This is a genomic window from Nitrosomonas oligotropha (assembly GCF_009833085.1).
GTDB lineage: Bacteria > Pseudomonadota > Gammaproteobacteria > Burkholderiales > Nitrosomonadaceae > Nitrosomonas > Nitrosomonas oligotropha.
Genome location: NZ_QRBZ01000008.1, coordinates 40,855 through 54,438, shown reverse-complemented (window position 1 = coordinate 54,438; position 13,584 = coordinate 40,855). Strand labels below are relative to the sequence as shown.

The 13,584-nt window shown below is 53.6% G+C and carries 14 protein-coding genes; 7 read left to right on the top strand and 7 right to left on the bottom strand.

The features are described 5' to 3' along the window. Positions 1-33: 33 nt before the first annotated feature. On the bottom strand, positions 34-366 hold the full coding sequence (locus ABD07_RS03180; protein WP_160817081.1) for a hypothetical protein: 333 nt from the start codon (positions 364-366) through the stop codon (positions 34-36). Between the two features lie 148 nt (positions 367-514). On the opposite strand from ABD07_RS03180, the gene ABD07_RS03175 reads away from it, so the two are divergent. From ABD07_RS03175 to ABD07_RS03160, 4 genes are all read left to right on the top strand, one after another. Next, on the top strand, positions 515-1,933 hold the full coding sequence (locus tag ABD07_RS03175; protein ID WP_240142392.1) for a flavin-containing monooxygenase: 1,419 nt from the start codon (positions 515-517) through the stop codon (positions 1,931-1,933). A gap of 130 nt (positions 1,934-2,063) precedes the next feature. Then, on the top strand, positions 2,064-3,545 hold the full coding sequence (locus tag ABD07_RS03170; RefSeq protein ID WP_160817080.1) for a protein adenylyltransferase SelO: 1,482 nt from the start codon (positions 2,064-2,066) through the stop codon (positions 3,543-3,545). A gap of 35 nt (positions 3,546-3,580) precedes the next feature. Continuing rightward, complete coding sequence (locus ABD07_RS03165) at positions 3,581-3,964, top strand: VOC family protein (RefSeq protein ID WP_160817079.1); 384 nt, start codon at positions 3,581-3,583, stop codon at positions 3,962-3,964. Between the two features lie 141 nt (positions 3,965-4,105). Further along, complete coding sequence (locus tag ABD07_RS03160) at positions 4,106-4,438, top strand: DOPA 4,5-dioxygenase family protein (RefSeq protein WP_160817078.1); 333 nt, start codon at positions 4,106-4,108, stop codon at positions 4,436-4,438. A 16-nt stretch (positions 4,439-4,454) separates the two neighbouring features. Here ABD07_RS03160 and ABD07_RS03155 read toward each other — a convergent pair whose 3' ends face one another. The 4 genes from ABD07_RS03155 to ABD07_RS03140 all read right to left on the bottom strand — a co-directional run bounded on the left by ABD07_RS03155 (position 4,455) and on the right by ABD07_RS03140 (position 7,466). Next, a complete protein-coding gene (locus ABD07_RS03155) occupies positions 4,455-4,649 on the bottom strand; it encodes a DUF3330 domain-containing protein (RefSeq protein ID WP_160817077.1) in 195 nt (64 codons plus the stop codon). A 72-nt stretch (positions 4,650-4,721) separates the two neighbouring features. After that, positions 4,722-5,267, bottom strand: a complete 546-nt coding sequence (locus ABD07_RS03150; protein WP_160817076.1) for a YMGG-like glycine zipper-containing protein — start codon at positions 5,265-5,267, stop codon at positions 4,722-4,724. Between the two features lie 16 nt (positions 5,268-5,283). Then, positions 5,284-5,697, bottom strand: a complete 414-nt coding sequence (locus ABD07_RS03145; RefSeq protein WP_108698598.1) for a hypothetical protein — start codon at positions 5,695-5,697, stop codon at positions 5,284-5,286. A gap of 152 nt (positions 5,698-5,849) precedes the next feature. Then, positions 5,850-7,466, bottom strand: coding sequence for a fatty acid--CoA ligase (locus ABD07_RS03140; protein WP_160817075.1), 1,617 nt, complete (start codon positions 7,464-7,466; stop codon positions 5,850-5,852). Positions 7,467-7,688: 222 nt separating this feature from the next. On the opposite strand from ABD07_RS03140, the gene ABD07_RS03135 reads away from it, so the two are divergent. The 3 genes from ABD07_RS03135 (at position 7,689) to ABD07_RS03125 (ending at position 10,583) form a co-directional block, all read left to right on the top strand. After that, on the top strand, positions 7,689-8,957 hold the full coding sequence (locus ABD07_RS03135; protein WP_160817074.1) for a folate/biopterin family MFS transporter: 1,269 nt from the start codon (positions 7,689-7,691) through the stop codon (positions 8,955-8,957). Positions 8,958-9,096: 139 nt separating this feature from the next. Next, a complete protein-coding gene (locus ABD07_RS03130) occupies positions 9,097-9,402 on the top strand; it encodes an antibiotic biosynthesis monooxygenase (protein WP_160817073.1) in 306 nt (101 codons plus the stop codon). After that, entirely contained in the window at positions 9,399-10,583 is a 1,185-nt protein-coding gene (locus tag ABD07_RS03125) for an iron-containing alcohol dehydrogenase (RefSeq protein ID WP_160817072.1), read from the top strand. The genes ABD07_RS03130 and ABD07_RS03125 overlap by 4 nt, the downstream gene beginning before the upstream one ends. Before the next feature lie 25 nt (positions 10,584-10,608). Here ABD07_RS03125 and ABD07_RS03120 read toward each other — a convergent pair whose 3' ends face one another. Together ABD07_RS03120 and ABD07_RS03115 are read right to left on the bottom strand one after the other, a co-directional pair. Beyond that, a complete protein-coding gene (locus tag ABD07_RS03120) occupies positions 10,609-12,687 on the bottom strand; it encodes a PEP-CTERM sorting domain-containing protein (RefSeq protein ID WP_160817071.1) in 2,079 nt (692 codons plus the stop codon). A 147-nt stretch (positions 12,688-12,834) separates the two neighbouring features. After that, complete coding sequence (locus ABD07_RS03115) at positions 12,835-13,545, bottom strand: dienelactone hydrolase family protein (RefSeq protein ID WP_160817070.1); 711 nt, start codon at positions 13,543-13,545, stop codon at positions 12,835-12,837. Between the last annotated feature and the right edge of the window lie 39 nt (positions 13,546-13,584).

Below are 13,584 nucleotides of genomic sequence, written 5' to 3'. Positions count from 1 at the left end.
GCGAATTTACGGTTAAATCCATCATTATCTTTCTCATCTCCGGTGATGACCGCCCCGGTGGCTTCCACCCCAGTGTCCCCGGCCAGGGTGTTGATGTCCGCCGCCGATATGCCGGTGATCTCCCGCGAAAGGACGATATCCGCCGCCTTGATGCATATGGCCATGGTTATGTCTATGTCCGCGATTGGAGTATCCGAACCCGCCGCCCATATAGCCTTGACCGGCATAATAGGATGGCTGATAGCTGTAACCGTACGCCGCGCCCCGGTAATAACCCGTTCCTCCGTAATACGGCGTAGCCACGCAGCCGCCCAGAAAAATAATTGCGACGAAAGCAAGCGGAATAAGTATTCGTTGAGTGCTCATGATATTTCTCCTGAAAATTCACACAGACGGGCTATTTTTGTAACGTAATTTTTGATTTAAACCCGTTCTCTGCTCTGAAACCCGATACCCTAATCAATTGCGGTATCTCAGTTGCCATTGTGTGAGCATCGGGCTGAATATCAGCTGAATGCAAATCGCGCTTTTTGCAATACGCATCTCCACACTTCGCCACCGGCGGCATTACTGCGCGGATAATAACGATGCAGCCATAACCTGCTATCATCAAAACAAATCAGATGAATTTACCGGAATCGACATACACAAGATGCGCATTGCCATAATCGGCGCCGGCTGTTCCGGCCTCACCGCGATCAAGCACTTAGTGGAAGCGGGATTGCACGATATCGTGTGCTATGAAAAGAACGATCAGATCGGCGGAAACTGGGTATACAGCGACACCCCGGGGCGCAGCAGCATCAGTAAGGCGACGCACATCATTTCCAGCAAACCGATGTCGCAATTCAGTGACTTTCCGATGCCGGACGACTACCCCGATTACCCCAGCCATCAGCAAATACTCGCTTATTTCCAGGCCTACGCCCGCCATTTTCAACTGGAGCAATATATTCGCTTCAATGTTGCCGTGCTGCGCGTGGAAAAAATTGCACAAGAACGATGGCGGTTGTTGCTCAGCGATGGCACGCACGAGGAATTCGATTATCTGCTCGTTGCCAACGGGCACCACACCAAGCCGCGCCATCCCGGATGGAAAGACCGTTTTGCCGGAACATATCTGCATGCGCACGAATTTAAAGCCAGTCAAGGATTGGAAAACAAGCGGGTGCTCGTGGTCGGCGCCGGTAATTCAGGTTGCGATTGTGCGGTGGAAGCGAGCCGCGAAGCCGCGCGGGTCGATATGAGCCTGCGCACGCCGCAATACATTATTCCCAAACTGGTCATGGGAAAACCGACCGATACTTTCGCGGCCGCTATGCAATGGCTGCCGCAGAGCATAAAAAACCGCCTGCAAAAAATTTCCCTGCGGATCCAGATCGGGCGTTATCGCGATTATCAATTGCCCGAGCCGGATTTTTCACCCACGCAAGCGCACCCGACCATCAACTCGGTAATCTTCGATAGGATACGGCACGGCAAAATACACCCTCGCCCCGCTATCCAGGATGTTTCGGATCACACGGTGCGGTTTACCGATGGCGCGTCGGCGCAGTACGATGTGATCATCGCCGCAACCGGCTATACCATCAGCTTTCCCTTCTTTGATACGGACTTTATCAACTGGGAAAACGCTAGCCATGTGCCGCTTTATTTGCGCATTTTTCATCCCGGTCATCCCAGTTTGTTCTTCATCGGCTTGATACAACCGCAAGGTTGCATTTGGACTCTGGCCGAGATGCAATCGCGGCTGATCGGCCAATTCCTCAGCGGCAAAACCCAGCTGCCATCCGATTGGCGTGAACAAGCCGAAGCTGAAGGCGCATTCTGGGCGCGGCACTTCATTGCGCGCCCGCGGCATTCGATTGAAGTGCAATACCACCCCTATCGCCGCCAGCTCCTCCGCATGCTGCAAGGAAAATCCGTGCGATAAATTATCGCTGCCTCCGGTAAGGAATCGGTTGAATGAACACCTTGCACCAGGAACATACCAAGACAGCCGGTGTCCTTTACAATAGTGTCACTTGATAAGAATTCCAACCCAACATACGCGAAATAAACCTATGCAATTCAATGTACAACCGGCAAACGATAGCGTTGGCTGGCGTTTTGACAACAGTTATGCCCGTTTACCCGATTATTTTTACGCGCCGGTTCATCCAATGCCGGTGCGCGCACCACGCACGGTGCTGTTGAATCATGCGCTGGCCGAATCGCTCGGACTGAATCTTCATGCATTAACGGCAGAGCAGGCGGCTTTACTGTTTGCCGGAAATGCCCTGCCGGATACGGCGCAACCGGTCGCGCAAGCCTATGCCGGTCATCAGTTTGGTCATTTCACCATGCTGGGCGACGGACGCGCGATACTGCTCGGAGAACATCTCACCCCGGCAGGCGAGCGGTTCGATATCCAGCTCAAAGGCTCCGGCCAGACACCATTTTCACGGCGCGGCGACGGCCGCGCGGCGTTAGCGCCGATGCTGCGCGAATACATTATCAGCGAAGCGATGCATGCGTTGAATATTCCTACCACGCGCAGCCTCGCCGTGGTTACCACCGGCGAACCCGTGATACGCGAAACCGTGTTACCCGGCGCGATCCTGACGCGTGTCGCTTCAAGTCATATCCGTGTCGGCACATTTGAATATGCAGCGGGGCAAGGCGATGTGAAAGCCATCAGAACACTGGCTGATTATGTCATTCAACGCCACTACCGCGCTCTTGCCGATGCCGGAAATCCTTATTTGGCATTGTTGCATCAGGTTATTGAGCGCCAGGCTGCGCTGGTCGCGAAATGGTTATTAGTAGGGTTCATTCATGGCGTGATGAATACCGATAACATGAGTATCAGCGGCGAGACGATCGATTACGGTCCCTGCGCCTTTATGGACGCGTACGATCCGCACACGGTGTTCAGTTCGATCGACCGGTCCGGCCGTTATCGCTACAGCAATCAGCCCGTGATGGCGCAATGGAATCTCGCGCGCTTGGCCGAAACCCTGCTGCCACTCATCGATCCGGTGCAGGAAAAAGCCGTGGCGCTGGCGGAGGAGGCGATTCATGCTTTTCCGCGCATATACCAAGCGCAATGGTTGGATGGAATGCGCAAGAAGCTGGGGTTATTCACCGAAGAAAGCGAGGATGCCGAGCTGATCGCCGCCCTGCTCGCGTGGATGCATGAACATCAAACCGATTACACCAACACGTTTCGCGCGCTGGCGGCGGAATCCTTGCCCGAGGACGCGGTGTTTCATGATGCCGGATTTGTGGCATGGCACACCCGCTGGCAAGCGCGGCTGGCGCGCCAGCCCGATTCCCGGGAAATGTCGCTGCGTTTGATGCAGGCGCATAATCCCGCAATCATCGCGCGCAACCATCGCGTTGAAGAAGCATTGTCCGCCGCTTCGGAACACGGCGATTACACCGTGCTGCAGCAGCTGCTCGCCGCGCTGGCCCAGCCATTCGCCGATCTGCCGGAATACTACCATTACCGCACCCCGCCCGCGCCATCGGAACGTGTCTATCAAACTTTTTGCGGAACGTAAGCAGGCTCAATGCGGTTACTTAAAAGGAGAAGAGTATGGCAATTACCCTGAATCACACCATTGTGCCCTGCTTCGATAAAACCGCATCGGCAAAATTTTATAGCCGGGTGTTTGGCTTTGAATATATCGGCGTGTTCTCACATTTCATCGTCGTGCGCGTCAATGACACGCTGTGTCTGGATTTTGACAACAAAGAGCAATTTGACACCCTGCACTATGCATTCAAAGTCTCGGAACAGGAATTCGACGCTATATTCGCAAGACTGCAAACCGGACATATCCCATACGGCAGCGGCCCCGGCACAGCAGACGATATGACTATCAATCATAACTACGACGGACGGGGCGTTTATTTTCGCGATCCGAACGGGCACTTATTGGAAATACTGACCAAGGATTATGTCATTCCGCCTCAGTAGGATTGCTTAGTCACTGAAGGCATAGCGCCCTGGTTAAATGCCGAATTAAAAACCTTCCGCGCCTCGACAGCACTGGTAAAAACAGAATAGATGAGCGGATGACAAAATAATGCTAAGTGAAAAAATCAACAGGCGGTGATCATGCAAACATTCCATGGCCATATTTATTTTTTGGGAAATGAAATCGATCGTGCAGCCATTGTCCGGGAAAACATTGCCAAAGCGCTTCCGCAATTAACCTACGTCGGCCGGTTGATCGCAAAGCCGATCGGGCCGCATCCCAGACCGATGTTTGAAATCCATATTCCGGCATCCGAGATCGAAAAAATTATGCCGGTCCTGGACGAAATGCGGCAAGGTCTTTCCGTATTGATTCATCCGGTGCAGGACAATGAGCTGGAAGCGCATACCGTGGATGCCAGATGGCTCGGGGATGAGCTTCCGCTGAACTTGAAGGTGTTGACCAAAACCTGACGGCCAGCACGTACGTTCAATCTTTATCTGCGGGCACGGGCGGTTCTTTTGGGTCTTTCTGTTTTCTCCATTGATCGTAGCACTCCAGTCCGCAGTAATACACGATGTAATCGGTTGCTTTCACACTGGTGGCTTCGGATAACGGTATTTCTTTAAAGCACACTTCACAAGCCACTTTCTCCGGCTCAATTATCTTTTTCTGTTCAATCATCAGCGTCTCCCAATCATTCAAACCGGTTTTGCTGCATTCCTACTATCGCCTCTCACACACAGGCGTATCCGGTCAGCGCGGTGGCGGGGGTGGCGGATTACCCGGGGGGGGCGGTGGCGGCGTGAAATTTGCCGGTGGTGTTGCCATTCTGGGGCCGCTACCGGCACTCACCGGTTGATCGTTAGTGATATTGCCCGAGACAGGAACACGATGGCCTTTTGCATACATGCACTGGATGTAGCTAATGTCATAGCGGTCCTGGTTGACATACCAGGAAGATGAAGCAGTCCCTGCTCCCACCGCGCTACCGAGCAAAAGCCCCGTACCCGCGCCAATCGCAGCACCTTGTCCACCGCCTAAAGCAGCTCCCGCAGCAGCGCCGAGTCCGGTGCCAATCGCCGCGCTTTCCACGCCGCTGGAACGAGCCGATTGCTGCGGCGTGGCGCCGCCGATTTGCTGGTACGCGTAGGCTCTGCATTCATAGTCATCGGCCCGGAACTGATCAAAGCTTTTGCCGGTGCCGGGTAACGTCAATACACTCGGACCGGTCGGCATATTGGTGCAGGCAACCAGCATGCCGGTCATTAATAAAACGGATAATCTTTTGGGTGTGAACATGTTTGAGCTCCCCGCGTTATTGTCCAGGCGGTTGCGGCGCTACCTGCATCCAGCCGCCCGGGCAAGTTTTGACATAAGGATAGTAACCATCGGCTTCTTGGCAATAGTACCAATAATTGGTTTGCGGCTGCGCCGGTTGCGCTGGCTGAGCCTGTTGCTGCTGAACATAAACCGGCGGCGTTGTGGGTACAATCACCGTCTGCGGATACGTGTACATCGGCGGGTAGTAATACGGATAACCAAACCCGTAACCGCCAAAACCATATCCGCCGTAGCCGTAACCGCCATAAAACCCCGGCCCGTAATAGCCCAGTCCGATACTTAAGTGACTGTGGCCATGACTATGACCGCCGCCTCGCGCCCAAACGGAATTGCTTGCCAGAATTGCTATGAGTGCAATGATCAGATACATCGGTTTAACAGTTCGCATAGAAGCTCCACTAACGAGTTATGCTGCAAGATGCTTTTTAGACTGATACCTCAGCGCGGAATTCAATCGGCGTGGCAGATGATAAAGCAAAATCAGCGCTGCCGCTTCCGGGTTCAATCCGCTTCACACCCGCCTCGCCGCCTCAACACTATTCAGTCAGCACTGACGTGCTCAACCCGCAAAGCTTTTTTATCGATCTTACCCACACTGGTTTTGGCGATGGTATCGACTTGCTTGAATTTCGTCAGCAATGCATGTTTTGAAATCAATCCGCGCTCGATGGATAACCGTATTTGCTCATGCGCAGCCGGTTCATTGAAAATCGATTGATCGACGACCAGCAATGCCAGCGGACGCTCTCCCCAGCGTTTATCCGGCACACCGATGACGGCCACCTCTTTGACACCGGCCACCAGCGATAAGGCGTTCTCGACTTCCAGTGACGACACCCATTCACCGGCGACTTTGATGATATCTTTTAAACGATCGGTAATGTGCAAATAGCCATCCGGATCGATCACTCCGATATCCTGGGTATGCAAATAACCGCCCTGCCACAGCGCTGTGCTGGCTTCCGGGTTAGCGAGATAGCCTTGCGTCAGCCAAGGCGCGCGCGCCACGATTTCACCGCTGCTGTGTCCGTCATGCGGTTGCGGCCGCATCGCTGCATCAACGATGTGCAGCTCTACCAGCGGTATTGCACGCCCGGCGGAACATAGCGCAGCCAGCGCATCATCCGGTGCGGCAGCTTGCAGGCGGTCGCCGGTCAATTGCGCCAACGTCAATATGGGCGCCGTTTCCGATAAACCGTAACCGGCAAAACAATCGACTCCCAGCGCCAGCGCTTGCCGGGCCAGCGCGTGCGGCAACGCCGATCCGCCGATCACGACTTTCCAGCCGCGCAGATCGGTCGCGGATGCTTGCGCCGCTGTGAGTATCATTTTTAATAAAGTCGGCACGCAATGCGAACAAGTCACTTTCTCTTCGCGAATCAATTTCAACAACAGATCGGGTGCGTAACGTCCGGGATAAACCTGCTTTATGCCGAGCAGCGTGGCAATATACGGCATGCCCCAGGCATGCACATGAAACATCGGCGTCAGCGGCATGTACACATCCTCGGCATGCAAGCGCTGATGCACTGCCGGCGCCGCCAGCGCCATACCGGCAGCGAGCGTGTGCAACACCAATTGCCGATGCGAGTAGTAAACCCCTTTGGGCGCGCCGGTTGTGCCGGTGGTATAGAAAACTGTCGCCAGGGTATTCTCATCGAAATCGGCAAAATCAAAAGTGTCCGTTTTATCCGCTAACCAGGATTCATACTCATCGTCAAACTGTATGGTCGTGTGCGGCAGCGCTGCACCATCGGCGATGACGACAATCTTGCGTATGCCGGATAATTCCGCGCGTATGGCTTCGATCACCGGGATGAAATCGGCGTGCAGCAATAGCAGCGTAGCGCCTGAATGATTCACGGTATACGCAATCTGCGCCGGAGTCAGCTTGGTATTGACTGTCATCAAGGTCGCACCGTACATCGGGATGGCAAAATAGCATTCCAGATAGCGATGGCTATCGTGATCCATGACAGCGATGACATCGCTTCGCTCGAAGCCATCGGCTGCCAGTGCCGCCGCGAGCCGGTTGATGCGTGCGTACACTTGACGGTAAGTCAAACGCAACTGATCGCGATACACGATTTCCTGCCCAGGTGCGTTCGCCAGCGGTGTATGCCAAAGCTGTTTCAATAGAAGTGGATAGGCTGTCATTTTTTTGCGCGTTGAATGTTTCAACAATGATATCAATCAAGAATACCATCTTGCCATTCAAGATTAAGCGGTCTTTATCTGCTAAATTTCAGCCGGAGAGCGGAACAGCCAAGCTATAATACCCAGCAAACCATCCTTGGCGCATTTTTCTGCCTTTTTACAGTTAACTGAAAAAGCGTGAACCCTTTCATTCCTATACCATAAAAACCAAACTCAGCGAACATGAATGTCTGGACAAAATACCTGCTTCTGTTCAAAACCGCCGAGGCAAAGCGTTTTGCCGCTCTGTTCGCCATCATTTACTTCGCGCAGGGCATGTCGGCATTGACCGATCAAACCATCTCGATCACCTTCAAGGATCAAGGTTTTGAAGCCGACGATGTAGCCGCGTTTTTTCTGTTGGCATCAATTCCCTGGTTCATCAAACCGCTGTATGGGTTGATCTCGGACTTCCTGCCGCTACTCGGCCAACGACGCAAGAGCTATATGCTGCTAACTTCATCGCTGGCGTGCGGAGCGGGCTTGGTCGCTGCATTGACCACGCAGTATAGTTACTGGGAGCTTGCCATCCTCTATACGATCATGGGATTCGGTCTGGCGTATAACGATGTGCTCAGCGATGCATTGATGGTGGAAAACGGTAAATTGCATGGACTGACCGGTGCTTTCCAATCAGTACAATGGATCGCGATCACCACGGCATCGATCTTTGTCGGCTTGCTTGGCGGGTATTTTGCCGAACATCGCGACCTGCACACGGCTTTTGCCGTCTCAGCGATATTCCCGTTTACTGTACTGCTGATGGCGATCTTCTTCGTGCGTGAGAAAAAGCACGTGCATTCAGGACCCGAAGCGTTCCAGGAAACCTGGAAGGCACTGCGGGAAGGATTCGGCGAACGCTCGATATGGCTGGTCGCGGCCTTCATTTTTCTCTTTAATTTCAGCCCGTCATTCGGTCCGGCGTTTTTCTACTACAAAACCGATACGCTGGGCTTCAGCCAGCAGTACATCGGTATTCTGAGCTCCGTCGATTCCACCTTCAGCATCATCGGCGCGATGATCTACGCATCGCTGTCGCGCACCGTGCCGCTGCGGCGCATGATCAACATCGCGATCGGCCTGTCGGTAATCACCTTGCTGGCGTACTTGGCTTATCGCGGAGAAACGTCCGCGTTGTTCATTCACATGATCTGGGGCGTCACCAACATGATCACCACCCTGGCATTCCTGGATCTTGCCGCCCGGGCCTGCCCGAAACGGGCGGAAGCGACCTTCTTCGCATTGCTCATGTCGATTTTCAATTTTGGCACACTGGCTTCGCAGAACATCGGCGCGCAGCTGTACACTTCGCTCGGCGAGGGATCGTTCGCGTACACCTGGCTGGTCACCATCTCGACATGCACGACCGCCGCCATCTGGCTGTTCGTTCCGCTGATCCACATCGAACGTATCGAAGCGCGCGCCCGCGACGATCAATCAAGCCAGCGCTGAATTGCTTAAGCGCTGTTCTCCCATGCCTTGATCGGGTGCAGCAACCTGCGAGTTTGGTAGTAAAATACCCGCCGTCTTATGCCTCGATCAATCATCGAGCTATTGATACACAACCCATCCAACACTGAGGACTCAGATCATGTATGTCACCATCGTCTATGTTTCAGTCAAACCGGAAAAAGTCGACGCATTCAAGGCAGCTTGCCGGTTAAACCACGAAAATTCCATTCGCGAACCGGGCAACGTGCGCTTTGACATTCTGCAATCCGCCGACGATCCGGCAAAATTCGTATTTTACGAAGCCTACAAAACTCAGCGGAACGCGGCTGCGCATAAAGAAACCGCGCATTATCTGGCTTGGCGCGATACTGTCGCGGATTGGATGGCCGAACCGCGCAAGGGCATCGTTTATGACGGTTTGTATCCGGTCGTGAGCGGCCAATGACGTTATTCTCCATCGCCCGATTGCCGCGCATCGAATTTGGCGCAGGCGTCTTGAAGAAACTGCCGGATATTATCGCGGGCTATGGCGCGCGCATCTTGCTGGTTACCGGCGCGCGTTCCTTTACCGATACCCCGCATTGGCCCTATTTGATCGATCAGCTTGCGCAACGCGCAATCGGCTGGCAGCACTGTACGGTAGCGGAAGAACCTTCCCCCGCTTTGATCGATGATCTCGTCAGAACTTACGCCAATGATCGTTTTGCTGCCGTGGTTGGCATCGGTGGCGGCAGCGCGTTGGACGCCGCCAAAGCCGTAGCCGGACTATTGCCAGTGCAACGCTCGGTGATGGACTACCTGGAAGGCGTCGGCCCGGAATTACCGTATGAAGGCCCTGCCATTCCGTTCATCGCCGTACCCACCACTGCCGGTACCGGCAGCGAAGCGACCAAAAACGCTGTGCTCAGCGTACAAGGCGAAAACGGTTTCAAGAAATCTTTCCGCCACGACAAACTGGTCGCCGAATACGCCATCGTCGACCCGGACTTGCTGGCCAGTTGCCCGGCCAGCGTGATCGCCGCCAACGGCATGGACGCGTTGACGCAACTGCTGGAATCGTATGTATCGGCGAAATCCAACGCATTCACCGACGCGCTCGCCATCAGCGGCCTGCAAGCCGCGCGCGATGCGCTGATTCCGTTATTCCGCCAACACGGCGACCTCACACGTCATCGCGAAAAAATGGCATACGCCGCCCTGCTCTCCGGCATCACACTGGCGCAAGTGGGTTTGGGTTCAGTGCACGGCCTGGCCTCCCCGCTCGGCGCTTTCTACCCGATCCCGCACGGCGTAGTGTGCGGCACCTTGGTCGCTGCCGCTACCCGGGTCAACATTCACAGCATGTTAACGCGAGAACCCAACAACCAAGCGCTGGCGAGATACTTACACGTTGCGGAAATTCTCTGTGAGAAACGCTTTATCGACCCGGACACCGCATTTACCGCATTGACCGGCCTGCTGGCACAATGGACCGACGAACTCGCCCTGCCGCGCTTGTCGCATTACGGCCTACAAGAAACCGGGCTCGACCAAGTCATCGCTAATTGCCGCGGTAGCAGCATGAAAACTAATCCGATTGTGTTGAGTGACGAGGAAATCAGGCAGGTTTTAGTTGAACGTTTGTAGAAAAAAGATTGACATCAAAATTCAGTTACCAGCCTGAGCGCTGTACGATTTGTTCTCTACGCCGAACGGCAAAACCTAGCACGCTCAATCCGAACAACAACATGGCATAGGTTTCCGGTTCCGGAACTGCGGGTGCGAGAACGCCACTGCCATCCAGTGCATAGGTTTTTCCCAGTAAATACTCATTTCCGGCTGCTGCCGGATCGTAGTAGATGTTGAAATCACTATGAATGTGACTGAGCTGGCCGATGCCTCCGCCCAGACTCACCAGATCGACATACATCGCAGCACCCGGTATCACATTGCCATCCAACACCGTGAGCTCAACTCCAGATGCAAGATGCAGCGATCCAAAAGCAAAGTTGTTGCTAAAACCAAGCTTTGATGCGCCTAAATTTGCGCCTGCCAGATAAAAATCTTTCATGCCACTGCCATCGAAGAACAGATCGGCGTCGACAGTATTCCACAACGTATTTTGCAAGCTATGATTTTCAAAACTGCCCGCGATGTGCCACTCATTCCCTTGCCCACCGGCAAGATAACCGCTGCTACCGATGATGAGGTTAGTAAAATTATTAATCGACGGGTCGCTGATGTACGCGCCATTTTCCGTGTAGCTACCAGTAAAGGTAACGGTAGCGTGTGTGCTTTTGAATTGACCATTATTGACGACGTCGCCGGTGAATATGGCCGGACTATGAGCGACCTCGATTTTGCCGCTCGCGGCATTGGTGACATTACCGTTCACCGTCGTCGTACCGCCAGCCAAATTCATCGTACCGCTGTTGTCTAGGCTGCCGTTAACTACAAAGGTACCGCCCGTAAGGTTGTAGGCACCGTTGTTTATCATCATCTGCGCTGTATTAATACCGCCGGTTTGGTTCAGAGTACCGGAATAACCTATATTCTCACTACCTGCGGACAGGCTCCCGCCGCTCAAATCATATTTTCCGGTACTCTCTCCCTCATTGCCAATAGAAAGAATACCACTCACCGTGTGTGTGCCGCCGCTCTGAGTAAAGATGCCGGTACCGCCGGTTTCAACAGGATAAAGATAAATAGAAGAACCTATGGATTCACTATTCGTCGATAGACTGCCTGCGTTTAAGTTATAGGTACCAAGCCCACCTAATCCAATGGAAAGAATGTCACTCACCGTGTGTGTGCCACCGCTCTGGGTAAAGATACCAGTACCTCTTTCAAAAGGATAAGAATAAATAGCAGAACCTATGGACTCACTTTTCGTCGAAAGATTGCCTGCGTTTAAGTTATACGTACCGAGTGCATTTGCGCCAACTCCAATGGAGAGGATATCACTCACTGTGTGTGTGCCGTCGTTCTGGGTAAAGATACCGTTGCTTCTTTCAATAGGATAAAAAGAAGTACCAATGGATTCACTGTTCACCGACAAACTGCCTGCGTGTAAGGTATAGGTGCCAAGTCCATGTGCGCCAATGGAAAGCTCATGATTCACTATATGCGTGCCACCGGATTGGATGAAAATGCCATTGCTGTTGGGACCGAAGTCAGCTTCGCCAGCCCCGATGACCTCGTTATCTGCCAACAAGCTACCGCCACTCAGGTTATATTCGCCACGGCTGCCGACCCGGCTAATAATCAGGTTAGTCACTGTATTTGTGCCGCCGGTCTGGGTAAAGACACCGTATATAAGCGGGATAATATCGTAGCGGTCACCAATGATCTCATCTTCTGCTGACAGACTACCGCCACTGAGCACATAATTCCCGCTGCCGGATGAACCCGAATCGGAACCAGAACCGATTATTTGTCTGGAGATAGTTAAACTGCCACCACTCTGCAGGAAGCTAATGGTGCTAGCCGTGTCTGAGTTAATCAACAGCGAATTGGCCGAGCGATTGCCGGTAGCGCTGGTGAAATTCAATATCGTGTCCACTCCGCCGTACGGGCTGACGATTACGTCGTCACCACTACCCGGAACACCAGATGGAGACCAGCTACTATCGTCATGCCAGAAACCATCACTGCTGCTCCAGGTTTTGGTATCCGCATGAACGGCTTGGTTGACAAAACCAGCGGAAACAAAACTTACTGCAAAAATTAATACAAGTGGCTGCTTATGCATGATGCTGCCTCCATATAAAGAAAATAGGCGACATCAACGCGTCGCACTCGCTCACGGGGAAGCCATCTTGAAACTTACATCATGTTAGGCCGCTTTTTAGGGAAACAAAATAAGCAAATGCCTTAATTTAGGCACAGCAATTTCTTATTAAAACACTTCGCCCAAGAAATCCGCAACCGACCGGTACGCCCGGTTCGCCGCCACTTCCTTGTACACCGTGCCAAAGCTTGGATTGTTAGCTTTCGGGTTGGTGAAGGCGTGCATCGTGCCACCGTAGACGTGCACTTGCCAATCGACGTTGGCGCGGGTCATTTCGGTCTCGAACGCAAGCACTTGTTCGGGTGGCACCATCGGGTCATCGTGGCCGTGCAGGCAGAGCACTTTGGCGGTGATGGTTTCGTTGGGAACATTGCCCGGCGCGAAGATACCGTGAATGCTGATCACGCCTTTGACATCCGCGCCGGAGCGCGCCAGTTCCAGCACGCATAGACCGCCGAAGCAGTAGCCCATCGCCGCCACCTGGGTTGGGTCGACTTGCGGCAGTTGCCGCACGGCGTGCAGCGCGGCGTTGATTCTTCGCCGCAATAATGCCCGGTCTTGCGCAAACGGCGCCATCAGCGCGCCGTTTCTGTCCGCATCGCCATCCGCGCCGAAAATGCCTTTGCCGTACATATCCAAGGCAAAACCCACGTACCCCATATCGGCGATGCGTTCCGCGCCTTTGCACGCCAGTTCGCGCCGCCCGCTCCAGTCGTGCGCCACCAGTACGGCGGGTTTCGGCGCGCCGGTGTCGTGATACGCCAGATAGCCCTCGAGGGGTGTGCCGCCATCCTGATAATCGATCGTTTTTGTAATCATGTTGTCTCCTTTACTTGAAAGCAGTGATAATCTCTCTGC